This window comes from Candidatus Wallbacteria bacterium (genome assembly GCA_028687545.1).
GTDB lineage: Bacteria > Muiribacteriota > JAQTZZ01 > JAQTZZ01 > JAQTZZ01 > JAQTZZ01.
In genome coordinates, this window is sequence record JAQTZZ010000033.1 from 1 (window position 1) to 24295 (window position 24295).

Here is a 24295-nt window from a genome sequence, read left to right on the forward strand (position 1 = left end):
ATAATCCAGAAAGAAGACAGGCTTCCTTTTGTCTGCAAGGATAGATGCGAATAATGTATCTTGAAGATTCATGCTTTACAATTTAAAGTTACAGTTTATTAATGGGTCGGGCTTGATTCACGGCTGAACCAGCTGTCAAGGGACCCTACACTGATCTCGGAAAGGTCGGAGACCACCAGGTCTGCTCCATTTTCCAGCAGTTCTTTCCGGTTATTTTCCCGGGCTATACCAAGCACCAGGCCAAAACCGCCGTTCCTGCCTGCCTGCACTCCTGAAGTAGCGTCCTCGAAAACTATGGCCCTATCAGGAGCGACTCCGAGTTGGGATGCGGCTGTTATGAATATATCACCGTGAGGCTTACCTTTCAACCCGAGCTGTGCTGAAACTTCCCCGCAGACTCTGGCCTCAAAAAGTGTCTCCAGTTTTGCAGAGCTGAGTATTGCACTGCAGTTTTTCGAAGAGGAGGCGACACCGACTTTTACACCTGCCTTGATGAAGTCTCTGATCAAGGCCACAGTGGACTCAAAAACCTCCACACCCTGTTCTTCAAGCACTTCATTGAATTTCAGGTTTTTCCTGTTTCCGATTCCGCAGACTGTTTCCGAACCTGGAGCATCGTCCGGATTTCCGAAGGGAATGAATATCGACCTGGATTCGAGGAATGATTTCACTCCCTGATACCTTGGCTTGCCGTCAACGAAAGTCAGGTAATCTCTCTCATAGGTGAATTCCGCGAAACTCTCCCTGTCCCGCTCCTGCCTGAGCCTCAGATATTCGTCGAAAGTCTCTTTCCAGGCTCTGGCATGAACCTTGGCGGTTTTCGTGACTACACCGTCCAGGTCGAAGATCGCTGCTTCAAAATTCAAGCTTGCCATGGCGATCCTCCTCTGATTGCACTGCAATCCTGGATCTTTTCACTCGTCTGCTGGAATCAACTCTCATTTCCCGGTCGTGAATTGTAATTGTCAGCGGTTTTCCGGAAATTAAAGTGACTTTTGTCTCCTGGCTGGAAGATTCCACTTCCAGCAGCCTTCCCTGGAAACAGATCCGGAATTTGAGCTGCTTCCATTGTTTTGGAAGTTCAGGGTTGACCGAGAGCCTGCCTCCTGTCTGGGAAATGCCGCCGAAGCCGTTGACAGCTGACTGCCAGGTGCCGCCGAGGCAGGCGGTGTGAATGCCGGCCTTGGTGTTTTTCTGGCGATTCTGCAGATCCAGGGTGGCGGAAAGAGCGAAATATTCATAGGCATTGTCAATGTCCCCGGCTCTCAGCGCTGAAAGTGAGGCGAAGCTAGGACTTAGCGAGGAAACATGCAGTGTGCGGGGTTCATAATAGCGATGGTTGATTTCATGGGTTCTCTGGTCATAGTTGTCATGAAACAGGGTCAGGAAAACCGTCACATCCGCCTGCTTGGCAAGCTGCATTCCTGCGACTTCCTGCTCAGGCGGGGCGACAGGCATGCCGCATTCGTCTTTCTCTAGTTTTCCCACTGATCTGAGCTTGAAATATCCCTCGAATTGCTCATAAAGCACAGTTTCCCCGATTTTTTTCTGGGGCAGGGCCAGGCCGTCGGCAATCACCATCCATCTTTCAGGCTCGCTGCCATCCAGACCAAGCTTTTTCTGAAGCCTCAGGTAGTTCTGAGGATTCTTTTTCAGACAGGCTTTCAGCTCCACTGCAGCTCTCCGCAGGTTCCAGGCTGCCAGGGAATTGGTGAAGAAATTGTTTTTCACGTCAGGATGCCATTCATCCGGCCCTGTGACCCTGATTATTTCCCAGGCTCCTGATTTACCTTTGACAGGCTGGACCCTTGATTCATAAAATCTGGCTGTTTCCAGCATGATCTCCAGGCCATGCCTTTCAAAAAAGCGCCTGTCTCCGGAAGTCTCCACATAATTCTGCACGCCAAGCGCCACATCTGCGCAGATGTGGATTTCCTGCTCGCCGAACGGGAATCCGGGCGGGATTTCTTCAGATCCGTCCCCAGCGCTTTCCCAGGCGAATTTAGCGCCTATATAGCCCTGAGCCCTGGCATTGCCCCTGGCACCATCCAGGGTGCGGTAGCGGTAATCGATCAGCCTGCGGGCATTTCTAGGCATGCACCAGGTGTAAAAAGGCATCAGATAGATTTCAGTGTCCCAGAACACGTGTCCTGCATAGCCTTCGCCATGCAGTCCCTTGGCTGCTATGCTCCAGCAGTCCTCGCTCTGCGGAGCGAGCTGCAGCAGGTGGAAAATGGAGAATCTGAGAGCCTGCTGCGAAAGCTGGTCTCCTTTAATCTGAACGTCCGAGCAGTCCCAGTATTTTTTCCAGCATTTCAGATGTGAGGAGAGGATTTTAGCAAGCCCTGCCTTTAAACTGGAATTTATTCCGTTTTCGCAGTGATTTTTCAGGGACCTGCAATCTGAACTTTTCACTGCCGCGATATTGATATATTTCAGGAATTTCACTGCTGATCCTTTTTCTATCTTCACAGTCGCGGTTTCGCTGATCAGGTATCCGGATTGCCTGGATTTTACTGCTGCCCCGCCTGTAACCAGCTTTGCTCCGATTCCAATCACCCATGGATATTTTTCGCTGTTGTGACCCTGGAATTTCCTGCCGAACAGCTCCTGATATATTCCACCCTTTCCCAGAGCCGATGATTTCAGCATCTCTTTGTGCGGAGCCTGGTCATTGTTCCGCCTCTGCCAGTAGGAACAGGAGGCAGTAGCGTCAAGGCCTGCAGAGATTTCCACTTTCCCGCTCCAGTTTTCAGCAGTCACCTTTATTTCCTGGACTGCCAGTTCCAGGTTTTTGAGGCTCACGAATCTGCAGAGTTCGATCCTGGTGACCAGGCCCTGGCTGTCCCTGACCCTGGCGTCTGTGAAAAGCAGGCCCTGATACATGTCCAGGGTCTGGTGCAGGGAGATGATTTCCTGATCAGACACTGAATGGGAAACACAGTTTTCTGGTTTAGTGATTATGGAAAGCTGCCAGACATCAGGGGCGGTCGGCAGATAGGCGATGTTACCGGCGTCGCGGATAAAGGAGCCTTCGATAAAAGTGCCGCCTGCATAGGGAGCGGCAAAAGGGGTGGAAGTGCTGCGCAGACCCATGTGCCCGTTGGCGAGCGTGAAAATGGTTTCCAGGGCAGCCAGGCTTTCCCTGTCATGGCTTTCCTGGCTGATAAGCCAGGATTCGTCGGAAACCGGAGCCAGGCAGAGCGTTTTCCTGTTCTTCAAGATCTTTTCCATGATGATTACCCCCTGAAGTTCTTCTATAAACTGATTATGACTGACAGCTGAGAAAAAATGAAGTATCATTTCGCTTCATCCGGCAACAATCTGTAACAAAACATTTACGCCGAATTTACCTGAAAATGCCCTGATCCAGTCTATATTTAAAGAAAATAAGGACCGGGGGGTACATGAGAAACATTCTTTTAATTCTGATTCTTGCTGTCATGGTGGAAAACTGCCTCGCTTTTCCCAGAGACGGGATTCAGCTGATGATTTCTGATAAGGTAGTCAATGAAATCCTGCCTCTGCTGATCAAGGCCGGAGATCCTGAGATCAGGAATCCCAGATTGACTTTTGGGGAAGGAGTGTTCATTTTCGAATGCGACGCCAAGCCAGCTTTCATAGATTACCATGTCGAAGCAAAAGGTACTGTAACTGTTCTGATGGGTGGCCTGGACATCAATGTCCGGGAAATGAAGGCAAACGGCTCGTCCATCGGCGGCCTGGGCAAGGTGGTGCTGATGACTTTGGCAGACGGTTTGAACGATTATCTGAAAGGAACGCCGATCAAGGTCAGGGTGATAGACCCGCTGATCGATGACGATTACCATGGAGGGGAGAGCGACGACATTTCCGGGATAGTCAGATTCGAGAACTGCGTGATCGGCCTGCCGGAAATGTATCTGACCAAATTCCATTTCTATGAGGGATATGTATGCTTCGCCAATACCGAAGAGCAGCCTGAGCAGAAGCTTGGGGACATACAGCTCAATGTGGGAGAGGATGCGCTCAACAAGGCTGCTGAAGCGATCGAATCGATCATGGCCCAATCAGGGAACAGCCCGAAACTCAGAGTCAGTTTCTCTTCAGAAGGAGCTGTCTGGAACCTGGTGCTTCCTTCTTCTGAACAGGTGAAGATACATCTGCTCGGCGGATGCCCGGATCTCTATCATCTGAATTTCAAAATCGTGTCTATTGAACCTGAAGCTTTACTTCAGGAAGAGTTGCTGGCTGAAATAGTAAAAGCTTCCAATACGCTGCTCGGCAGGGCTTTTGTCGGGGCACATCCCCATACCTGCCTGAAATATTCGGACAGGACCCTGAATTTCGTCCTGGACCTGCGCGATTTCGTCAAAACCAGGCTGCCTGTAAATTACGCTGTCAACGGCTTCACGACATCAGACGGATATTTCTCCCTGTCCGCCATGTCCACCAATGCGCCTGTGAATTGAACCGGGTCTATACATTTGACAAAATGTTAGAGATCGGGTCTGGTCGTGCCTGATTACCTTACCCAAACTACGACTTGTCCCCATCTGATGGAAAATGGACCTGGTCTACAGAAGAATTATTCCCTTTTCCCAATACAGATTGTCTCACTCCATAATAGCCTCCAAACGCGTCAACCACAATGAAAAACAGTTAAATAAAGCTTGATTTTTGTATCGTAATCTTGTATAATTAATTTAAGGGTGGAGAAATCCACTTGAGCGCCGATTTAAAAACCGCAACTTCGCCGGGGCGCTATAACAAGTACCGACTAAAGCGCGATATTTTTTTTGGGAGAAAATAAGGCATCGCGCCCCCTAGTCAAAGGAAGTTGCAGAAAGAAAGGGGGCATCATGAACAACTCACTGGGTAAAGTATTCCAAAGCGAAAGGACGAAAAAGGGGTGGTCCAGGCATGACCTGGCAGTAATTCTCGGTTACAGCAATGTGCTCAAAGGCGTCAACCGCATCACAAAGTTAGAGGAGCGCGGTGAAGCTCCAGAAGAATTCCTCAAAACCATGATCAGGGCTTTCGACATTCCGATTGAAAGCATCAACCAGGCTCTTCAGCTGGAAAAACGGATTTTCCTTGAATCACTGTTCATCAAGCCTCATTTTCTGATGAAGTTCATTCCTGGGGTCTATCTCACTGAAGACATCCCTGATGGAGTGTCGTTGCTCAATATCTGCCGGAAAGCGAAAAAAATGGCTGCCAGATTCCATCAGCCTGTGCGGATATTCTTCAGGGACTTCACTGTGCTGTGGGTTTACCACGACAGGCAAAAGATAGAGAGAAGTGTAATTGACGGCCCTGAATGTATTCCTGGCGCTGTCATAGGCAATAAGTTCTGCAGGTTCAATTTCAAGGTTGAGTCAGTTAAATCATGATATGGAGGTGAACTATGTATTGCCCAGGGAAAAGAGATGGACATATCTGCGGCAGAACTATCTACAAATGCAAGTATTGCGGAAATATCGGCTGCCAGAAGGTAGATAACAGCGTCTGTTCAAGCGTGCAGTTCCAGTATAGCCGTTGCCTGAGATGCGGGAAGCTCAATGCAGCTGTGCCGTATAGATGAACAGGAGGTGACGTATGTGGCAGAATCAGGAATTTATTAAAGACGAATGGTCGGAAAAGCATCCGACATCCCAGAAACTGCTGAGTGCAAAGTGCGGCGTAATAAATGAATGGCTTGCACATGAAATGAATAGAGGTTCTGATTTCAGCTATTTATGGAGAATACGTAAAATTTGTTCTGTATCAATTTCTATCTGACATGGAGCTGGATAAATTTATCAGGAACAGAAGCATAAAGCCGGAATTAACCGAAAGGAGGTGACCAAACCATGAAAGCTAATGAAAGCAGACTCAGAAATCCTTCCAGTTCAAATCATCATATACAATCAGATGACGGAGCTGATTTCTTTCTGATTTTTTGGGGTACAGCAGCATGCATTTTCATATATTCTGTCCAGATTTTTTACTGCAATGTTGAAGCCATAGCTACGCTGATCATTCTGCTCCCTGTTTTTAATCTGCTTTTCCTGAGTTTACAAGACAGGTGGTTACCTAAAAAAAGCATCATTTTTTTTGATGGAAGTAAAATAAGGTCTGATAGATCCCTGGAGAAATCTGCAGCAAAATTCGGTCTCTGCTTATTGATCTGCGATATGCTGATTACAGTTGGAGTCAGTTATTTCTGGATCAACAGATATCTGGCTGAGGGTGCATACTGCGGCATCAGGATTTTCAAATTAGGTATTTCCCCTGATGTATCCAAATGGGTGTCTTTCTGCTTACTGGCATATGTGGCAAATTTTGTCAGCTCTACATTTAATCCTGCTGCACAGGAAAACAATGAGTATGAAGTCATATACCAGAATATTGATTATTTAAATGGAGTGATTGATTTCCCGGCTTTAATGGTCCAGCTGAGCCCACCTGATAAAGTAGCTGCAGCCATTGGCATCAATAATATACTCAGACATTACTATCGCGAGATACTCTCCGAAAATCTGGCAGCAAGACGGCAGATTGAGGAGCAGATAGTCCGGCTGATTGGATTATTTGCAAAGAAAGAAAAAAAGAAGGAGAAAAAGAAAAATCCGCTGGATGACTGTTATGAGATCCTTGGTTGCACAAGGACTGATCCAATAGATATCATTAAGAAGAAATACAGGCAGAGAGCTAAAACAAATCATCCTGATGTATTTATTGCCAAAGGATTGGGCAGTAATTCCGTCAAAGCCGCAAGCGAGAAATTCCGTCAAATAAACGAGGCATACGAGAAAATAAAGAAGGCAAGAAACTTCTGATCTCGAATGTAAAAAGGGGGCATTCATGAGACTGGCAATTAATTCCTTGACTTACACATCTTATGACTCACACCTGAACTATTCTCAATTAAAAAAATCCCTGGATCTTTGTCTGGCTGATCCTGAGACCTTTAAGCTGGTCGGGTATTTATTGACTAACCTCAACTATGAACAACAAGTGGCCATAACAGTCCAGTTGTTTGAAAAAGCACTGAAACGCGACCCTGAAAACCCTGTTCTGATTTGCATCCTTGGCTGGAACCTTTATAGATCTCAACAGTATGAAAAAGCTATACCAGTGCTGGAAAAATTAGATACTTTAGGTGATAGCAGAAGCCTTAAAAGATCTCGGCAGTATGAAAAAGCTATTTCAATACTGGAAAAGTTAGATTCAACAGGTGACCGCATCACAATATACATGAACGCTCTTCTCAAATCCTATGTAGCCATTGACATCAGGGGAAAGGCTCGAAAATTGCATGAAAAAATGCTGAAAATCAATCGTGAGCAATTTGAGTATACCTGGAAAGAAATTAAAGCTGAAGAACTATTTGCCGGCCGTGATGCTGACAGGAAATTGAATAAATCCCTGAAGTCTATTGAGCCAAAGCTGAAGCATTTTAATAATAAAGCACAGTTCAATGAAATCAGACTCAGATTCGAGGATGCAATTGCCAAAAGCTATGATAAATTTCAGATGTGTGTATCCATCGGGATATTACTGCAGAAACACGGATTATTTCAAGAATCAATCCTATATCTTGACCGGGCATTAGGGATTAGCGATCCAATTTCATGCAACAATGGCTATTATCAGGCCGAAACTCTCCTTGCAAAAGCTTACAATGCAACCAATAAAATCAGCCGGGCCAGGGATATCCTTGAAGAAGTAACCTTCTTTGTTCCAGATCTCAAAGAGGCTCAGTTCGAGCTCGGGATTGCTTACAATCTGCTTGGAATGGCAGATGAAGTTCAAAACCAATATGGGAAGCTGCTGGAACTTGACCCGAAACTGGCAAAAGCAATCAAAAAAAGAATTTCGGGCTGCAGAAAAGCATGTAATAATAATGGATCTAACTTGACCATGGAGCAAAATGAAGAAATCCGAGAAAATCAGCAGAATAAAAAGGAACAACAGATTGATTTTGACTTTTTCCTACCCTTCGTTTCCTCAAGTCCCTATGAATTTCAGATGAATTATTTTCGATTAAAAAAGGCTTTTGATCTTTGTCTGACTGACCCTGAGACATTTAAGCTGTTCGGGTATTTGTTGACTGACCTCACCCCACCTGAAAATTCTGCCATTTTTACCCAGCTTTATGAGAAAGCACTGAAGCTCGAACCTGAAAACCCTGTTCTGATTTGCAGGCTTGGCATAAGTCTTACACAATCCGGACAGTATGAAAAAGTCATAGAATTGTTGGAAAAGTTAGAGCCAACGGGTGATTGTGCCAGATCATACAGAAATACTCTTCTCGAACTCTATGTTGTCATGGACAACAGGGGAAAGGCTCGAAATCTGTATAAAAAGATGCTGAAAATTAATCGTAAAGAAACTGAGTGTTTCTGGCAATGGATCAAAGCTGAAGAATTATTTGCTGGCCGCGATGCTGACAGAAAATTGATTAAATCCCTGAAGTCTATTGAGCCAAAGTTGAAGCATTTCAAAAATAAAGCCCAGTTCAATGAAATCAGCCTCATCTTAGAGGACGTAATTGTCAAAAGTTATGAAAAATTTCAGATGTTTGTATCCATCGGGAGACTATTGCAGGAACACGGATTATTTCAAGAATCAATCCAATATATTGCTCGGGCATGGGATAGTCGTGGCAGAATTGAATACAATTACTGCTGCTATCAGGTAAGAATTTTGTGTGCCAAAGCCTGTTACATGACTGATAAAATCAGCCAGGCTCGGGAGATCCTGGAAGAGCTGACCTTCTCCGTTCCTGATCTCAAGGAGGCTCAGTTTGAGCTTGGAATTACTTATCATCTGCTCGGCCTGACAGAGGAGGTTCAGAACCAGAAAGAGAAGCTATCCGAGCTTAAGCCGAAACTTGCTAAAGCATATATAAAACGAGTTGCAAATCTCAAAACGAAAACCATAGAACCGACTTGACAAGGGGGTAACATGAAAAAAGCAGTGAGAATCAGTAGCAGGAAAAAGAAACAACAGCATGATAAAGACAAGCACATCAAACCCGCTGTTCTCTTCGACTTTCCAAATAGCTATGCTCTGATAAAAAAAGTAATTGATCTCTGCCCAAACGAGTCGAAATTGTTTGTACAGATCGGGAACATTATTTGGGGTCTCAGCTTGCCTGAAAAAACAGCCTTAGCAGCCCAGTTTTTTGAGAAAGCAGTAAAACTAGACCCTGAAAACCCTGATTTGCTTTGGAATCTTGGCAAATGCCTAGAACAATCTGAGCAGTTTGAAAAAGCAATACCAGTCCTGGAAAAATACGAATCGATAAATGACAGAGACTTTGTAAACGTTGAGCATTCTCTGCTCAATGCTTATGTTGCCATGGACATGAGAGAAAAGGCCCGGATGCTTTACAATAAGCAACTGAAAAAAGATCGAAAACGAGCTAAAAGTTACTGGGGGCATATTGAAAAATTATTCGCAGATCGAGATGCTGACAGGCAATTGATTGACTCATTTGTATCTATTGAACCCAAGTTGAAGTGCGCTACCAGTGAGCCTGCACTCGATAAACTCCAGCACATCATTAGGGTGGGCCTTTGGAAAAGCCATGATCAATATCAGATGCTTTTATTCATCGGAAAATTACTGCAGAAATATGGATTTTACCAGGCATCAAGCTTGTATCTAAAAAAATGGAGTCTCTATGCCCGTAGTATTTGCTGCTACCAGACTAGATATCTCCTTGCTAAGGCCTACAATGTAATGAAAAAGACCGGCGAAGCCAGGAATATCCTTGAAAAATTGACATTACTGATTCCTGATTTTAAAGAGGCACAGTTCGAACTCGGAATTACTTATCATCTGCTCGGCCTGACAGAGGAGGTTCAGAACCAGTATGAGAAGCTGTGCGAGCTTGATCCGAAACTTGCAAAAGCGTTCAAAAAAAGAATTTCTTGATCAGCTTCGTGAATCAGAGCGGCCGGTCGATTGACCACCTTGTCGCCCAGTCCGGGCAGACCATTCAGGAATGGCCGGAAGCGAATGCTGTGTCCAAAGAAATGGTTTACGAACAGATCCCGCCTGATGGAACGATTCTGCTGGAATCGGCGGATTACACTGATCTTGAGGGCACGGTGATTTACTACTTGGATGTAACAGTTGAAGGAGTGGAGCAGAAAATCGGCTGCATCATCGAAACCCCGGCGGGTGATACAAATTTTCCGTTCAGGCGCGACATTCAGCTTGTCAGCTAGACTGGGAAGAAAGAGAGGATTTGCGAATGTCAGGTGATCGGGCCAAAAGGGCTTGCATCAAGCACTACGGCATCATGTGCTTTGTATGCAATTTTGACTTTGAAGAACTTTATGGTGAAATTGGCCAGGGATTTATCATTGTCCATCATCTGAAGCCAATTTCAGAGCAAGGCGATACGAAAATTAATCCTGCTGTTGATTTAAGACCAGTCTGCTCCAACTGCCATTCAATGCTTCACCGGCGGAAAACAGTGCTTTCCATCAATGAACTGCAAAAGATAGTGGAAACAAAGTGTAAATAAGTAGCTTGTGTGCTTTCTTCCAAATCAACGGAAATAAGTGTACAATTCTTACAAGATTACTTGTCCCGATTTTTTATTGGGGTATGGATGGAAAAAAAGGTAGGCAAAGCTGTTAACTTCAATAACCTGGTAGCGAAGTTTTCACAAAAATATGAAAACGGTGTTATCAAATTCAAATCCAGCGAAAAACTTAGAGATACTTTAAACAAAGAACAGAAACTGCTGAATTATGGTATTTATTACATTAAAATGAAGGAAAAAATTGTCTATATAGGAAAAGCAGGTTCTTTCAGCTCTCAGAAAGGAATCGTTGGTCAAGCTCTAAAAGGTAGACTTTGCAACAAACAAGAAGGCATGAAACGAGAAGATTATTTTAAAAAAATGCTAAAAAAGAGTGAGGCCAACTTTTTGACCATCCATTGGTTTGTGACTTGGGATGCTAAAGAAGGATGTGATTTGCCAGCAAAGATAGAGGCAGAATTGCTTCAGGCTTTTATTTTGGATCATATCAATAACCAAAAACTGCCAGATTGGAATAAATTAATTTAGAAACGGTTGAAATTCGATGGGTTTACGATAACTGAGTGCAGCTGATAAAGTGACCGAATATATGGGGAAAACCAAATGTCCAATGACCGCACTTTCATAACCAACGAAAACGGTAAGAGCCTCTTAGATAGGTTTGAAATATTAATCAAAGACACTCGATTTTTCGATGTTCTGGTCGGATACTTTTTTACAAGTGGATTTCACGCTCTGTATAAATCCTTGGAAACTACAGAAAAAATAAGAATTCTGATAGGAATCGACACTGATTATCAAACCTCAAGCCTTATCAGACAAGTCAATAATGAGCAAGTGAATCTTCAGTTTTCACACGCGGAAACTAAGCTGAAATTCGCTAATTCTCTATCAGAAGAAATGGAGAAATCAGAAGACCAGCCTGAGATAGAAGAGGGCGTACTCAAATTCATGAACTGGTTAAAAAGTAGAAAGCTTGTAATCAAAGCTTATCCATCCCGAAACATCCATGCCAAAGTTTATATCATGACTTTTAAAGAAGGTGACCGAGATATAGGTAGAGTGATAACAGGGTCAAGCAATTTTACTCAGGCTGGTTTGATTGACAATCTGGAATTCAACGTCGAGTTAGACAGACCTACGGATTATGAATTTGCGCAGGAGAAGTTCAAAGAACTCTGGGAAAACGCTGTTGATGTTGGTGAAAAATACTTAGAAACAATTAAAACTAGAACCTGGCTGAATGATGAAATCACCCCTTATGAACTTTACTTGAAGTTTTTGTACGAATATTTCCGGGAAAAGATCAACCTAGATCAGGAATCAATATCGAAAAAGTACCTCCCCAGGGACTTTCTGGATCTTGAATTTCAGTCAGAGGCGGTAAAGGATGCTAAATCCAAACTTGAAGAATACGGTGGAGTATTCTTGTCAGATGTCGTTGGTCTGGGTAAGACTTACATTTCAGCTCTACTTGCCCAGCAGCTGGATGGCAGGACTCTTGTCATCGCCCCACCACTTTTGGTAGATAAGAATATTCCTGGTTCTTGGCCAAATGTATTCAGGGATTTTGGTCTTTGCGATGAATGTGAATCATTGGGTAAGCTGGATGATTTGATCCGCAGAGGTACTGAAAGATACGCTAATATTTTTATCGATGAAGCTCACAGATTTAGGACTGAGAGCACTGAGACTTACGAAAAATTAGCAATGATTTGTAGAGGTAAGAAAGTAATCCTTGTTTCAGCTACACCATTTAATAATCACCCTAAAGACTTGCTAGCACTGATAAAGCTTTTCCAGAAAGGAAAAAAAAGCGATATCCCTAACCTTCCTGACCTTGAATCGTTTTTTTCCGGACTTGAAAAGAAGCTGAAAGGGCTAGATAGACAAAAAGATTATAAGAAATTTATCGCGGTTGTAAAAGAAAACGCTGGTGAGATTAGGGAAAAAGTTCTGAAGTATCTAATGGTTAGGCGAACCAGATCCGAGATTGTGAAGTACTTTGGCGAAAACCTGGCTGCTCAAAAATTGAAGTTTCCGGAGGTGGCTGACCCGAATCCGGTGTATTATCAGTTGAATGAAAACGAGGATTTTGTTTTTAACAAAACCATTGAACTTGTAACTACAGGTTTCAAATACGCTCGTTACACGCCACTACTCTATCTTAGAAAATCACTCGATCAGTTGCAGACACAGTCTCAGAAAAACATGATGTGTTTCATGCGAACATTGTTAGTAAAACGGCTGGAAAGCAGTTTTCACGCTTTCCGTATGTCTTTGCAGAGGTTCATCAAGTCATACGACCATTTTATAAGGGAATTCGACAAGGGATTTGTGTACCTCAGTAAGGATTATTCAGGGAAGATCTTCGATTATCTGGAAAGCGACGATCCAGACGCAATCCGGAGATTGATCGATGAAGAAAAAGCGGAAAAATACGATTCCTGTGATTTCAAGGATAATTTCAGAGACGATCTTCTAAATGATCATAAAATTTTACTGGAAATTTCCAAATTGTGGGAAAAAGTTAAACGCGACCCTAAACTTCTCACTTTCAAGGATTATCTTTCAAACGATCCGATTTTGAAAGATGATAATAAGTTGATTCTTTTCACCGAATCCAAGGAGACTGCTGAATATCTTCATGCAAATCTATCGAAAATAGAGAAGACGCTTGTCTTTTCAAGCGGATCAAGCGAATCAGAAAGGAATTCTGTTACTGATAACTTTGACGCCAGGGCCAGGAATAAAAAAGACGATTACAGAATTTTGATATCGACCGAAGTCTTGTCAGAAGGCGTGAATCTGCACAGATCGAACATAGTGATCAATTACGACATCCCCTGGAATCCAACACGAATGATGCAAAGGGTGGGTCGCATAAACCGTGTGGACACGAAATTCGATGAAATTTACACGTATAATTTTTTCCCCACAGTTCAGTCCAATGATCAAATCAAACTTAAAGAAGCAGCTCAGGCGAAAATCGAAGCCTTCATCACCATGCTTGGCAGCGATGCCAGGTTGCTGACAAAATCCGAAGAGATTGAATCATTTAATCTTTTCAGTAAATTGACTTCTAAAAGAACGATAACTGGAGAAGACGAGAACGAGTCCAGTGAATTGAAGTATCTCAAGGTAATAAGGGATTTGCGGGATAATGACAAAGACCTCTTTGAAAAAGTGAAAAAACTACCTAAAAAATGCAGAAGTGCGAGAGCTTCTGATAACAATGGATTGGTCACTTTCTTCAGAAGGGGAAAACTTAACAAGTTTTATTTATCGGATAAATCAGAGACCAGAGAATTGGATTTTTTTTCAGCTGCAGTATTGGTAGAGGCTGAGATGGAAGAAAAGAGGGATAAAATCGGACCTGAATTTTATTCGCTGCTGAATCTTAACAAGAAGCAATTTGAGATTGCTACTACAGAAGAATTACAAATCATACCAGGTAGAATTGCTAGAGATAATGCGATGAAAATATTGAGAATACTTAAAAGCAAGGATTTCAATGTGTTCCAGGGATTCACAGATGACGACGAGTTGTTTATCAAAGATACAAAAAAACTGATAGAAGACGGTAATCTCCCTAGACAAACTGCCCAAAGGTTGATTGCTAAGATTGGAAATGAACTAAATCCATTGAGGATTCTGGGATTTTTAAGAACTGAAATCCACAAAGAATTGTTTACTGCGAGTTTCTGTGGGACAGACGCCCATAATCATGGCCAGAGAGAAGTTATTTTGTCCGAGTTTTTATCCGAACGATCCGATTGCTAAACCCGAGTTAAAACGGTTATAATAAATCAGGAGTTGTCACCTAAATATTGGTTTTTTAACAATGAGGGGTGAGCATGGAAAAAAGTCAGGCCAGGAAAATAGTAAGAGAAACTTTCGAATCACCTTTCGATAAAACAAGATTTACTTTTTTTATTAAGAACCTTCTCAATAAAATTGAAGATGCTCCATTTACATATCAAGGCAATTACATACATGCTCCATTTAGACCTTTTATTAGCACACTTGAGAGGATTGGAAAGTATTCAATTGATGAACATATTATTGACATCCTGATTGTCCGATTAAAAAAGGAGACATCCATTGAGCGAGCTCGGACAATGCAAAGAAATTTTGTCGCTGGTTATCTTAACGGAAGTCGTGGAGATACACAAAAAGATGCAGCTCTAGTTGCTTTTGTTTCTCCGGATTGTGAAGATTGGCGATTTTCTCTTGTTAAAATGGATTATCGTTTGGTACAAGGAGTAAACGGAAAGGTCAAAGCGAAGGAAGAATTTACTCCTGCACGCAGATGGTCATTTCTGGTGGGGGAAAATGAGAACAGTCATACTGCTCAAAGTCGCCTTGTGCCGATTCTTGAAGATGATGAGACAAAACCAACACTTGCTAAGCTGGAAGAAGCTTTCAATATCGAAAAAATCAGTAATGAGTTTTTCGATAAATATCGTGGGTTATTCATTACTGTAAAAGAGCAAATGGATACTGTGCTTGAGAATGACGCCAAAATCAGAGATGATTTCAATTCAAATGGTCTGAATACTGTTGATTTTTCTAAGAAGCTTTTGGGGCAGATTGTTTTTTTATATTTTTTACAGAAAAAAGGCTGGTTCGGAGTAGCTCGTGATGCTGAATGGGGAACAGGACCAAAGGGCTTTTTGCGTGATCTTTTGGAGAATAAGAAGAAATATTGCATTTATACAAACTTTTTCAATGACATACTTGAGCCTCTCTTTTATGAAGCTTTAGCCATCGAGAGACCGGATGATTTTTACAGTAAGTTTAATTGTAAAATACCTTTTTTGAATGGCGGACTTTTTGAACCTATTTATAATTATGATTGGGTACATACCGATATACTTCTTCCAAATGAGATCATTTCCAACAATAAAAAAACCAAGGAAGGCGATATTGGAGATGGGATTCTGGATGTTTTTGACAGGTATAATTTTACAGTAAAAGAAGATGAGCCCCTTGAAAAAGAAGTTGCGATTGATCCAGAAATGCTCGGGAAAGCTTACGAAAAATTCAATGCTATCAGATCCGATAATTTTGATGAATACAAAGCTGCCTTGAAATCTGGAAATAGAGGTGCAGAGAGCAAGTTCAACAAGCAATACGGTGTTTATTATACCCCAAGAGATATTGTGCATTATATGTGCCAGCAAAGCTTGATTAATTATCTGGTAACCGAACTGGAGAGCAAAGCAACAAAAGACGAGATTGAAATATTGGTAACAATTGGTGACAAAGTTAGAGAAAATGAGGAACGTGTTGAGAGCAAAGGTAAAGAATCCGAAAAATACTCATACAAACTTTCCGAAAACATCAGGAAAAATTCCCTTTTTATCGATCAAAAACTTGCAGAAATTGCTGTATGCGATCCTGCGGTAGGTTCTGGAGCCTTCCCTGTCGGCATGATGACGGAGATTGTCAAAGCGCGGTATGTTCTTTCGATTTTCATAAAAGAGCAGGAAAGATCAATCTATCGATTCAAGCGGGAATGTATCGAGAATTCCCTCTACGGAGTTGATATTGATCCGGGTGCAGTAGAGATTGCCAAGCTGAGATTATGGCTTTCATTGATTGTGGAAGAGGAAGATTTTAAGCATATTAAGCCGTTACCCAATCTTGATTACAAAATTATGCAGGGAAATAGCCTTTTAGAAGAATTCGAAGGCATAAAATTGCTAGATGAGTCAATATTTTCTACTATAAGCTGTAAGGGTGATGATAAATTGGACAAGTTGTTTCTGCAGAGAGACAAACTGCAAGATGAACTTGTAGATCTGAATCGGCGAATTACTTATCTCACACCACGTATTAGCGAATTAAAATCAGATCTTAAAGAATTAGATAAAAGTATAAAAAAGATCCTGGAAAAAGAAAAGAAAAGTTTAGATATTGACAACCTATTTGAATCTCAGAACATAATTAGAGAAAAAACGATTGAACTTAATGCTCTGCACAGAACATTTTTCAAAGCGATTAGAAAAAAAGAAAAAGACGAACTAAGAAAGCAAATTGATAAGCTGGAATGGGAACTTATAGAAGCCTCACTTCAAGAACAAGGTAAAATTACAGAATTGAAGAATCTGGAAAAAATCAAAAAAGCCAATATCAAGCCATTCTTTCTATGGAAACTACATTTTTCAGAAGTTTTTTTGGATAAAAAAGGCTTTGATATAGTTGTTGCAAATCCACCTTTCATTTTTTCTCGCGACAGTGCCAAGAAAGGCTTTACGCAAAAGGACAAGGACTTTTTTTATAAAAATTATAGACTAAGTGAGTATCAGTTGAATTATTATCCGTTATTTCTTGAAAAAGGGACTGATTTGTTACGACAAAATGGTTGTATTTCATTTATAACACCGAATAACTGGATGACGATTAACTCTAATAAATCAATGAGAGAATTTGTTTTAGAAAATTCTGAGATTACTATTGTGAATTTTTATGCTCATGTTTTTGATAGTGCAGCTGTTGATAACTCGATTATTATCTACAAGAAATCAAGTGAAAATCATAAAATTAGATTGTTTGAATTCACTGATCAGCTTCATTTTATCAAGGAAACTGAATGTAAATTTTTCCTCGACCAGCGAGATCATGTCATTAACATACAGATGGTCAGGGGAGACAAAACGATAGCGATAATTCAAAAGATTGAAACAAATTCAGCGAAACTTGGAGAAATTGCTGATGTTAAGGCAGGTTTAAAAGCATATGAAACAGGTACTGGCAATCCTCCACAAACAGATGAAATGAAGAAAACACGTATTTATCATAGTAACAAAAGAATTGATGATTCTTACTTAAAATATTTAGATGGTTGTGATGTTTGCAGATATTGTTATGTATGGAGTGGTGAATACTTAAAATATGGTGAAAATCTTGCTGCACCAAGAAAAAACTTTAACCTTTTTTCGACTAGAAGAATTTTAGTAAGGCAAATCCCCTCAAAGCCACCTTATTGCATCAACGCTTGTTTGATAGATGAAATAGTATTAAACGATTTGAATTCGATGAATGTAATTAGCATTCAACAAGAACCAGAATATGTTTTGGGAATTTTGAATTCGAGATTAATTTCATGGTGGTTTGTAAATAAGCTTGGAAAGATGCAGAGAGAAACATTTCCTCAATTTAAGGTTAATGAGCTCAAAGAATTTCCAATTCCAAAAGACATTGATCAAAAAATATGTAAAAAGATCACTGTTCTTGTCTCACAAATTCTTTCAGCGATGCATCAATCTTCAGATTTTGATTCTTCGAAGCTTGAAAGCGAGATTGACCATTTAGTTTATTCGATCTATGATCTTTCTTTAGACGAGATTAAGATCGTTGAGGGGAATGTAAAATGACCACCATTTTCTTCATGTCTTTTCATAGCAAACAACTATGATTAGTAACCAACATGGTAAGATCACGGATAAAGTAACTTCAATTTAGGGGGGTGAAACAAAATGGGACTACCTTTGGATTTGAATGCAAAGAACCACAGCCTCAACGCCAGTATTGTTGATCAGCGGTTGAATGGAATAATCGAAGAATTCGGTGATTTGCTCCCTAACGGAGACAGCAACAAAAAAAAATCCTCCGCTTTTGTCGCTTTGACTATGTCCACCACCCTTGACATAGAAATTGGAGAGGCTGTCGAATTGCTTACAGAAGGAGGTAATGACGCTGGTGTTGATGGACTCCACATTGGTGAAATAAATGATGGTGAATTTACAGTATCTCTTTTCCAGGGAAAATATAAAATAAAAAATCTTGATGGAACTTCAAATTTTCCAGAAGAAGGTATTCAGAAAGCACTGAATACGATATCGACCTTGTTTGATCCTTTGAAACAAATCGAGTTGAACGAAAAAATCGCACCTAAAGTTGAAGAAATTCGTTCAATGGTTCGTGATGGTCTTATTCCCAACGTGCGTATGATTCTTTGCAACAACGGATTAAAGTGGACAGAACAGGGTCAAAATTGGATTAACAATTCGGGGTTCAATAGCAGCCAAGTTGAGTGGATTCACTGGAATCACGACTTGATTGTATCGATCTTGAAAAAAAAGAAATCGGTTGATGACTCACTCCGTCTAAATGGCAAAGCCTTAATAGAAGACTTCAATTTTAGACGTGTTCTGTTAGGCAGAATCCCGGTGTCTGAAATTGCTGAACTTTTCAATCGGCATAATGATCTGCTGCTGGAGCGAAATATACGCAGATATCTTGGGCTTCATTCCAATCGAGTAAATCAAGAAATTCATGATACCCTTATGGATGCGACGAAGAAAAACAATTTTTATTTTTTCAACAATGGGATCACTATTATTTGCAGAAAATTTCGTTACAACGCGCTTCAGGGAGAGAATTATACTATCAAGTTGGAAGGTCTTCAGATTATAAATGGTGGGCAAACCTGCAAAACAATTCAGCAGACTTTGAATGATCCTTCATTACTTACTCAATTTGAAAATGTCTGTGTTCTTGTGAGAATCTACGAACTTGCTGAAGACGATAAGGAATTCATTAGAGATATTACATATGCAACCAACAGCCAGAATCCTGTTGACTTGAGAGATTTGAGATCGAACGATGAGATCCAGAAGCAGCTTGAAATTGGAATGAGAGATCTGGGTTTTGTATATAAAAGGCAACGTGAAGAAGGCCCATCTGGACCGCAGGTAATCACCAGTGGGACAGTAGCTGAAAGCGTACTTGCTATCTGGAGACAGTGTCCTCACCAAGCGAAATTTCGCCAGAGAGAACACTTCGGACGGATGTATGAAATGATTTTCAGTGGATTAAATGCTGCTCAGGCAATTTTGGCGGTACAGATCTTCAGATATGTCGAAAATCTACGTAAAAGACCAGAAAAACAGAAACTACCAGTTTTTCTACCTTACGCTTCACATTATGTCGCAATGGTCATGGGAATATTACTTTGCTATGATTTGAAATTGAAAGACGATACAGAAATTTTTCATCGAAATTTTGCAGAGTTACAAAGTGTTTTCGAGAAAAATAGTAAAAGGTACTATTTTTCTGCCATAGAAGTACTTGAAAAAGCACTGGAGCATCTATATGGCAATCGAGAAATTTCCTTGCAACAATTATCAGCGACTTTCCGCAGGGGAGATTTGTTAGAGTTTATTTATAAAGAAGATCATGCAAAGCAAACAACTAAATCAAAGTGAGTAAACTTTAAGATTTGTAGTGCAAGTCAACTACCTCGTACTCCTGGAAGTTTTACAAATAGTTGCTTACAATTTTTTTTAGCTCATCCCCTGTTTTCAGAAGATCCAACTTTGTTCCAGAGCCATTAAAATAAAGCTGTACTCCTTCCATGCTGCATGCGTGATTCTGGTTTTCTTTGCAGAAGCGGCCTTTTACTGATTTCTCCAGTTTTGGATACAGCAGAATAGAATGCTCAGCGTCATAAAACTGATTGTAAGCATACATCTGCTTGAGATCGTCATCAGATGCAATTCCTTGTTTTGGGACTTTCCATTTTGTGTCAATGATCAGGTTTTTCCCGGAATACTTCAACAAAATGTCCGGCCGGATGTGTTTTGTGCAGTTGTCAGTTTTCCAGAATTTCCTGGATGTTTGCGCTGTTACTTCCCAGTCGGATTCCTTGTAACGATATAGCAAGCGATAAACAAACTCCTCAAAAAGTTTTTCCATTTCAAAGAGTATGGCCAGAATGTTTTCAGATCCTGCCTTGATGTCAGGCGTGTATTCCATAATGATCAGCCTGGCGAGGGTCAGGGCGTATTTGTATTTTTCGGTTTTCCTGTCAATCGGCAGCTTCTGGAAATCTTCGGCTGTGATTTTTTTCAGAGTGATTTCAGGCAGTTGGAATTCGAGCCTGCCGATCCTGTCCGTAAATTTCGGAGCTACAGGGAAAGTTTTCAGGATCTGTAGCGCAGCGTAAAGGATCTGATTGAACGGATTGTCAAAGTCATAAGTGTCGTATTCAACGCAGAACCGCTCTTTGTGGACTAGGTTTTCCCTCAATTGCCTGTCCAGCATGAGCTTGCCTTTGCAGAAAGGAACATTATCCTGTATCAGCCGGTATTTTTTCGTCAAACCCTCTCTGACAAGTCTTTCCATTTCATTCAGGTATTCGTTGATGTAGATTTCAAACAATGTCTCATTCTGTAGCGAAGCTCTTGATTCAGTAGTACTTTCAAGTTGAAGCTTGCGGCAGAGCTTCAGCATCCTGATCAGCGCGGATCTCCACTTGGGCTTTTCTTCATCCTGGGTTAGACGGTCAATTTTTGGCAGGACTTCGATTGTGCAGTCTCCGACCTGCAAAAGCCCGACATAGTTTGTAAAGCGGATTTTCCTGTATTCTATTTCGAAAAACTTGCCTTCATTTCTTTCGTTGAATTTGCACAAAGCAGCATAATGGCGCTCATTGAACTGAAAACCGTCTGAGTTGCGTTCATTTACGGCAATCCGCTGATATTCGTATTTCTGAAAGGTCTTATTCATAAATCGAGATGAAGTCCTCTGTGGTCCAGTCTTTGTTGCGTGTGAAATAGAATCTTTTTTTCTCCTTCAGTTCATCGATCCGGTCGTCGTCTTGTTCGCATTTAAAAGAGACCTGATTTTCAGAAATTTTGACAAAAGCGTCCCCAAGAATCAGGCGGATTTTACCAAGATCGGAATAGAAGTATTCCTGCAGGAGCGGCATTATCTTATTTTCGAAAGTAGAGACTAAATCATTGAGGCTGACCATGTTCAAAAAAAACGAATGCCCGATCCTGTGATCCTTGTCATACAGGACAGCAATTCTTTCATTGATCATTTTGAGAAGCTTGACCAGGTCGATCCCCAGCTGAGATTTCATATTTTGAACATTTGGGTTTCGTTCAAGGACATTCAGCTTTGGACTGAATTTTTCGAAAATGAATCTTCTTCGCAGCGCTGTGTCCAGAGCTTCGATTGACCTGTCGGCAGTGTTCATGGTTCCGATTATGTATAGATTGGAGGGGACGCAGAAATTTTCCCCGGAATACGGCAGGGTTACGGTCAGGCAGTTTTTGCTGCCGTATCTTTTGTCTGGCTCGATCAGAGTAATCAGCTCTCCGAATATTTTGGCAATGTTTCCCCTGTTGATTTCGTCTATGATAAGGACATAGGGTCTGGCAGAATTGTTTTTGATTTCAGCGCTGCTGTTCAAAAGTTCCAGTACCTTGTCTTTTTTTTCTTCATATTCCGGGCCACTACCAGTAAATTCTGATTCCTTTACATCGTATGAGCTCAATTTCTTCGTAATGGCAAAATAATAGCTGGAAAGCCCGCCGTATCTGCCGAGAGTTTTCCATACATCAGTAGCTTTCTTGAGCGGGTTTGTCTTGTCGCATTGATAAAGTTTCCTGAGAGGACTCAGGGATATCGGGAAGGTGTTGATTTTGGTTGAAGGCATGATATGGATGGAGTTCTCAAGATAGTCGATGATCGTGAACTGGTTCCCAGTGATGGTTCCGATTTCAGAGCCAGCCGGTAACTCTTCCTGCATTTTCCTTAAAGCCACATCAAACGACTGTTCCAGCTTGCTCATTGACAGACTCATGAGATCGTACAAGGCTTCAATGGCAATGCGCTTAAAAATTCCGTCTTTGTAGCAATACTTGATTTTGTCTTCATCCGCGCAATCCGGCCTGATACCTTCGATGAAATCTTCATAGCTGTATGATTGGTGAAATGTGATGAACTGGATTATTCCTTTAGCCGCCAGGTCGTCAAATTCGGCTTTTAGAATTTTTCTGCCTTTTTTCTTTTCATTGGCATAGCCTTTGCCATTAATGATATTCAGCGCTTTGTTGACTGTGTTGTAAGTTTTTCCGGTGCCGGGAGGGCCGTACAGGATGACATTGAGATCATCTTCGAGAATTTCAATATCATCTTCAACCGTGCAATTATCTGCCGCTGTCTCGTCGTCATTGTCTTGCGGAATATCCTCAGAATCAAAATCAACCAGGTTTTCTTTTTTCATCAGAGAATCCCTCACTTTGTTGTAAAAGTTCTCGGTTATTTCAAACAGGCTGTCCTGAACTGATCCTTTCTTAATTTCCTTGCTGATGCCTTTGAGAGACACGCACTTGCCGTCAACGATAAGCAAATCATCAACATCCACACGCTCTGCCATCGAATCCGGATTGTCTTTGAAAAAATTGTCTGTAAAATCTTGATAAAACGCCTGTGAGTCAACTAATCTGACGATCCCGTTGTCAAACTTATGAATTTTTTCATCGACTGTCCTGGAGATGCTGTCTGTATGATCTCCGGGTTTTCTGGGCTCAGCAACAGTAGCTGTTCCATAGAAAAGAGTGCCGCCCTCTGCTACCTTGATCACCAGAAAGTCGCCAGGCTTAACTTCCTTCATGGCTTTCCAGTGCCTTGTAACCGAAGCTTTATCGTCCTTATTGTAATCATAACCCATGATGCATGTTTTGATTTCTACTGCATGATCAAAATATTCGGGATAGATTTTAAAGCACCAATATCTGGGTTGCTGGTTTTCCCTCCATGCGTCATAGGAGATTTGATAAAAAGGTATGTTTGGGAGTTTTTCCCTGGCTGCTTTGATGATTTCTGCATAAGACGAAAAATCAGAGTAAGAAGATTCGATACCTCGTTTCTTAAGGTACGGCATCGTGTTGGCATCCAGCGAGAGATAAGTATCAGGCTTCACCCAGAACATGGCGATCGTGAGCATCTGTTTGCCAACGCCTTTTATCTTCAGGATTGCGTTGAAATCAGCTTCAACAGGCTCATTCTTCAGCATCTTAGAATACAATGACCAGAGCCTGAGGATGTTTTGCTTTAGGTCAGTATTTTTCAGATCACCCAGCCAGGCGTTTCTGGCATCAAGAGTAGGAATACCGTTGAAATCACTGGGTAGTGGCGAGGTGATATTCAATAGAGGTCTAAGAGCTTGCAGGATTTCGCTCCGTTTCTGGTGGCCATGTTTGATGATCAAGGAAAGGAAAGTGAAAGGATCAATCATATCCAGGTGCAGCTCATCTGCAGTGTTTCCAATGCTGACATCACATTTCTTCAAAAACTCGATCAATTTTCCACTGTTATTCTGATAAGGTAGAAGCTTTTCCGACATTTCTTTGAAGAAAGGAACCCAGGTAAAGCCCATGAATACCTCTGATTTTTTTTATCGATTTTAGCTTGGAATTGCTTCCGGATTAGTGAGGATAGTATAGCATTTTAATTGGATTGTTTCATTTACCCTTTTTAATAGCCAAGGCTTTGCAGATTCCGATTGTTTTGATATCATGCTTAAAACGGCTGGAGATGGCAATATGAGTTACAAAGTCAGCGTGATCCTCGAAAAAGATGATTCCGGATATTACATCTTCTGCCCTGAGCTCAAAGGGTGCCACAGCCAGGGAGACACAGTCGAAGAAGCTCTTGCCAATATCAGGGAAGCGATCGACCTTTACATTGAAACGCTTGATGATGAAGAGAAACGCACCCTGCTCAGCCGGGAAATTCTCACCACATCTCTGGAAGTAAAAGTTGCCTAAGCAGGTCTCATTAACTGCGGCTCAGGCTGAATCCATTCTTTTGAAAGCCGGATTTGTGCTGATCCGTACTAAAGGTAGCCATCGAATTTATCAGAAAGGCAAAGAGCGCTTTGTGATCCCATTCCACGGGAAAAAATCCCTGCATCCCAAAATCGTCACACAGTTGCTGGAAATCACTACTGACTGAGAAATGAAT

At 41.6% G+C, this 24295-nt stretch carries 19 protein-coding genes; 15 read left to right on the forward strand and 4 right to left on the reverse strand.

Features of this window, described 5'->3' with window-relative positions; genetic code table 11:
• Positions 1–98: 98 nt before the first annotated feature.
• Together PHW04_12905 and PHW04_12910 are read right to left on the reverse strand one after the other, a co-directional pair.
• On the reverse strand, positions 99–875 hold the full coding sequence (locus PHW04_12905; GenBank protein ID MDD2716785.1) for a beta-phosphoglucomutase family hydrolase: 777 nt from the start codon (positions 873–875) through the stop codon (positions 99–101).
• Positions 856–3234, reverse strand: a complete 2379-nt coding sequence (locus PHW04_12910; GenBank protein MDD2716786.1) for a glycosyl hydrolase family 65 protein — start codon at positions 3232–3234, stop codon at positions 856–858. The genes PHW04_12905 and PHW04_12910 overlap by 20 nt, the downstream gene beginning before the upstream one ends.
• Positions 3235–3407: 173 nt before the next feature.
• Between PHW04_12910 and PHW04_12915 the strand changes: the two genes are divergently transcribed.
• The 13 genes from PHW04_12915 to PHW04_12975 all read left to right on the forward strand — a co-directional run bounded on the left by PHW04_12915 (position 3408) and on the right by PHW04_12975 (position 19743).
• Entirely contained in the window at positions 3408–4451 is a 1044-nt protein-coding gene (locus PHW04_12915; protein MDD2716787.1) for a hypothetical protein, read from the forward strand.
• A gap of 390 nt (positions 4452–4841) precedes the next feature.
• Positions 4842–5375 carry a helix-turn-helix transcriptional regulator gene (locus PHW04_12920; GenBank protein ID MDD2716788.1) on the forward strand — a complete coding sequence of 178 codons (534 nt, stop codon included), beginning with the start codon at positions 4842–4844 and terminating at the stop codon, positions 5373–5375.
• A 14-nt stretch (positions 5376–5389) separates the two neighbouring features.
• Entirely contained in the window at positions 5390–5566 is a 177-nt protein-coding gene (locus PHW04_12925; GenBank protein ID MDD2716789.1) for a hypothetical protein, read from the forward strand.
• 14 nt (positions 5567–5580) lie between these two features.
• Positions 5581–5763 carry a hypothetical protein gene (locus PHW04_12930; GenBank protein MDD2716790.1) on the forward strand — a complete coding sequence of 61 codons (183 nt, stop codon included), beginning with the start codon at positions 5581–5583 and terminating at the stop codon, positions 5761–5763.
• 533 nt (positions 5764–6296) lie between these two features.
• On the forward strand, positions 6297–6803 hold the full coding sequence (locus PHW04_12935) for a J domain-containing protein (GenBank protein ID MDD2716791.1): 507 nt from the start codon (positions 6297–6299) through the stop codon (positions 6801–6803).
• 25 nt (positions 6804–6828) lie between these two features.
• The gene (locus PHW04_12940) at positions 6829–8922 is read left to right on the forward strand and encodes a hypothetical protein (GenBank protein ID MDD2716792.1); all 2094 of its coding nucleotides are present in this window, start codon (positions 6829–6831) and stop codon (positions 8920–8922) included.
• Positions 8923–8934: 12 nt separating this feature from the next.
• The gene (locus tag PHW04_12945; protein ID MDD2716793.1) at positions 8935–9909 is read left to right on the forward strand and encodes a tetratricopeptide repeat protein; all 975 of its coding nucleotides are present in this window, start codon (positions 8935–8937) and stop codon (positions 9907–9909) included.
• Positions 9906–10205 (forward strand): hypothetical protein, encoded by a 300-nt coding sequence (locus PHW04_12950; protein MDD2716794.1) that lies wholly within the window; start codon positions 9906–9908, stop codon positions 10203–10205. Before PHW04_12945 ends, PHW04_12950 begins: the two co-directional genes overlap by 4 nt.
• Before the next feature lie 158 nt (positions 10206–10363).
• Positions 10364–10507, forward strand: coding sequence for a hypothetical protein (locus PHW04_12955; protein MDD2716795.1), 144 nt, complete (start codon positions 10364–10366; stop codon positions 10505–10507).
• Positions 10508–10594: 87 nt separating this feature from the next.
• The gene (locus PHW04_12960; protein ID MDD2716796.1) at positions 10595–11056 is read left to right on the forward strand and encodes a hypothetical protein; all 462 of its coding nucleotides are present in this window, start codon (positions 10595–10597) and stop codon (positions 11054–11056) included.
• A gap of 75 nt (positions 11057–11131) precedes the next feature.
• Positions 11132–14311: a helicase-related protein gene (locus PHW04_12965; protein ID MDD2716797.1), complete on the forward strand. Its 3180-nt coding sequence runs from the start codon at positions 11132–11134 to the stop codon at positions 14309–14311.
• Positions 14312–14385: 74 nt separating this feature from the next.
• Positions 14386–17910 (forward strand): TaqI-like C-terminal specificity domain-containing protein, encoded by a 3525-nt coding sequence (locus tag PHW04_12970; protein ID MDD2716798.1) that lies wholly within the window; start codon positions 14386–14388, stop codon positions 17908–17910.
• A 102-nt stretch (positions 17911–18012) separates the two neighbouring features.
• Positions 18013–19743 carry an AIPR family protein gene (locus PHW04_12975; protein MDD2716799.1) on the forward strand — a complete coding sequence of 577 codons (1731 nt, stop codon included), beginning with the start codon at positions 18013–18015 and terminating at the stop codon, positions 19741–19743.
• A 52-nt stretch (positions 19744–19795) separates the two neighbouring features.
• Here the strand turns inward: PHW04_12975 and PHW04_12980 are convergent, their stop codons facing one another.
• Together PHW04_12980 and PHW04_12985 are read right to left on the reverse strand one after the other, a co-directional pair.
• Positions 19796–21046, reverse strand: a complete 1251-nt coding sequence (locus PHW04_12980; GenBank protein MDD2716800.1) for a restriction endonuclease — start codon at positions 21044–21046, stop codon at positions 19796–19798.
• A complete protein-coding gene (locus tag PHW04_12985; protein ID MDD2716801.1) occupies positions 21039–23708 on the reverse strand; it encodes an AAA family ATPase in 2670 nt (889 codons plus the stop codon). Before PHW04_12985 ends, PHW04_12980 begins: the two co-directional genes overlap by 8 nt.
• A 166-nt stretch (positions 23709–23874) precedes the next feature.
• Between PHW04_12985 and PHW04_12990 the strand changes: the two genes are divergently transcribed.
• Positions 23875–24099, forward strand: coding sequence for a type II toxin-antitoxin system HicB family antitoxin (locus tag PHW04_12990; GenBank protein ID MDD2716802.1), 225 nt, complete (start codon positions 23875–23877; stop codon positions 24097–24099).
• Positions 24092–24286: a type II toxin-antitoxin system HicA family toxin gene (locus PHW04_12995; protein MDD2716803.1), complete on the forward strand. Its 195-nt coding sequence runs from the start codon at positions 24092–24094 to the stop codon at positions 24284–24286. Before PHW04_12990 ends, PHW04_12995 begins: the two co-directional genes overlap by 8 nt.
• Positions 24287–24295: the final 9 nt, after the last annotated feature.

Coding starts and splice junctions, on each gene's coding strand:
- PHW04_12960 (MDD2716796.1), top strand. CDS start 10,595: ATGGAAAAAAAGGTAGGCAAAGCTGTTAACTTCAATAACCTGGTAGCG.
- PHW04_12975 (MDD2716799.1), top strand. CDS start 18,013: ATGGGACTACCTTTGGATTTGAATGCAAAGAACCACAGCCTCAACGCC.
- PHW04_12990 (MDD2716802.1), top strand. CDS start 23,875: ATGAGTTACAAAGTCAGCGTGATCCTCGAAAAAGATGATTCCGGATAT.
- PHW04_12980 (MDD2716800.1), bottom strand. CDS start 21,046: ATGAATAAGACCTTTCAGAAATACGAATATCAGCGGATTGCCGTAAAT.
- PHW04_12920 (MDD2716788.1), top strand. CDS start 4,842: ATGAACAACTCACTGGGTAAAGTATTCCAAAGCGAAAGGACGAAAAAG.
- PHW04_12905 (MDD2716785.1), bottom strand. CDS start 875: ATGGCAAGCTTGAATTTTGAAGCAGCGATCTTCGACCTGGACGGTGTA.
- PHW04_12985 (MDD2716801.1), bottom strand. CDS start 23,708: ATGGGCTTTACCTGGGTTCCTTTCTTCAAAGAAATGTCGGAAAAGCTT.
- PHW04_12910 (MDD2716786.1), bottom strand. CDS start 3,234: ATGGAAAAGATCTTGAAGAACAGGAAAACGCTCTGCCTGGCTCCGGTT.
- PHW04_12965 (MDD2716797.1), top strand. CDS start 11,132: ATGTCCAATGACCGCACTTTCATAACCAACGAAAACGGTAAGAGCCTC.
- PHW04_12925 (MDD2716789.1), top strand. CDS start 5,390: ATGTATTGCCCAGGGAAAAGAGATGGACATATCTGCGGCAGAACTATC.
- PHW04_12970 (MDD2716798.1), top strand. CDS start 14,386: ATGGAAAAAAGTCAGGCCAGGAAAATAGTAAGAGAAACTTTCGAATCA.
- PHW04_12915 (MDD2716787.1), top strand. CDS start 3,408: ATGAGAAACATTCTTTTAATTCTGATTCTTGCTGTCATGGTGGAAAAC.
- PHW04_12940 (MDD2716792.1), top strand. CDS start 6,829: ATGAGACTGGCAATTAATTCCTTGACTTACACATCTTATGACTCACAC.
- PHW04_12945 (MDD2716793.1), top strand. CDS start 8,935: ATGAAAAAAGCAGTGAGAATCAGTAGCAGGAAAAAGAAACAACAGCAT.
- PHW04_12930 (MDD2716790.1), top strand. CDS start 5,581: ATGTGGCAGAATCAGGAATTTATTAAAGACGAATGGTCGGAAAAGCAT.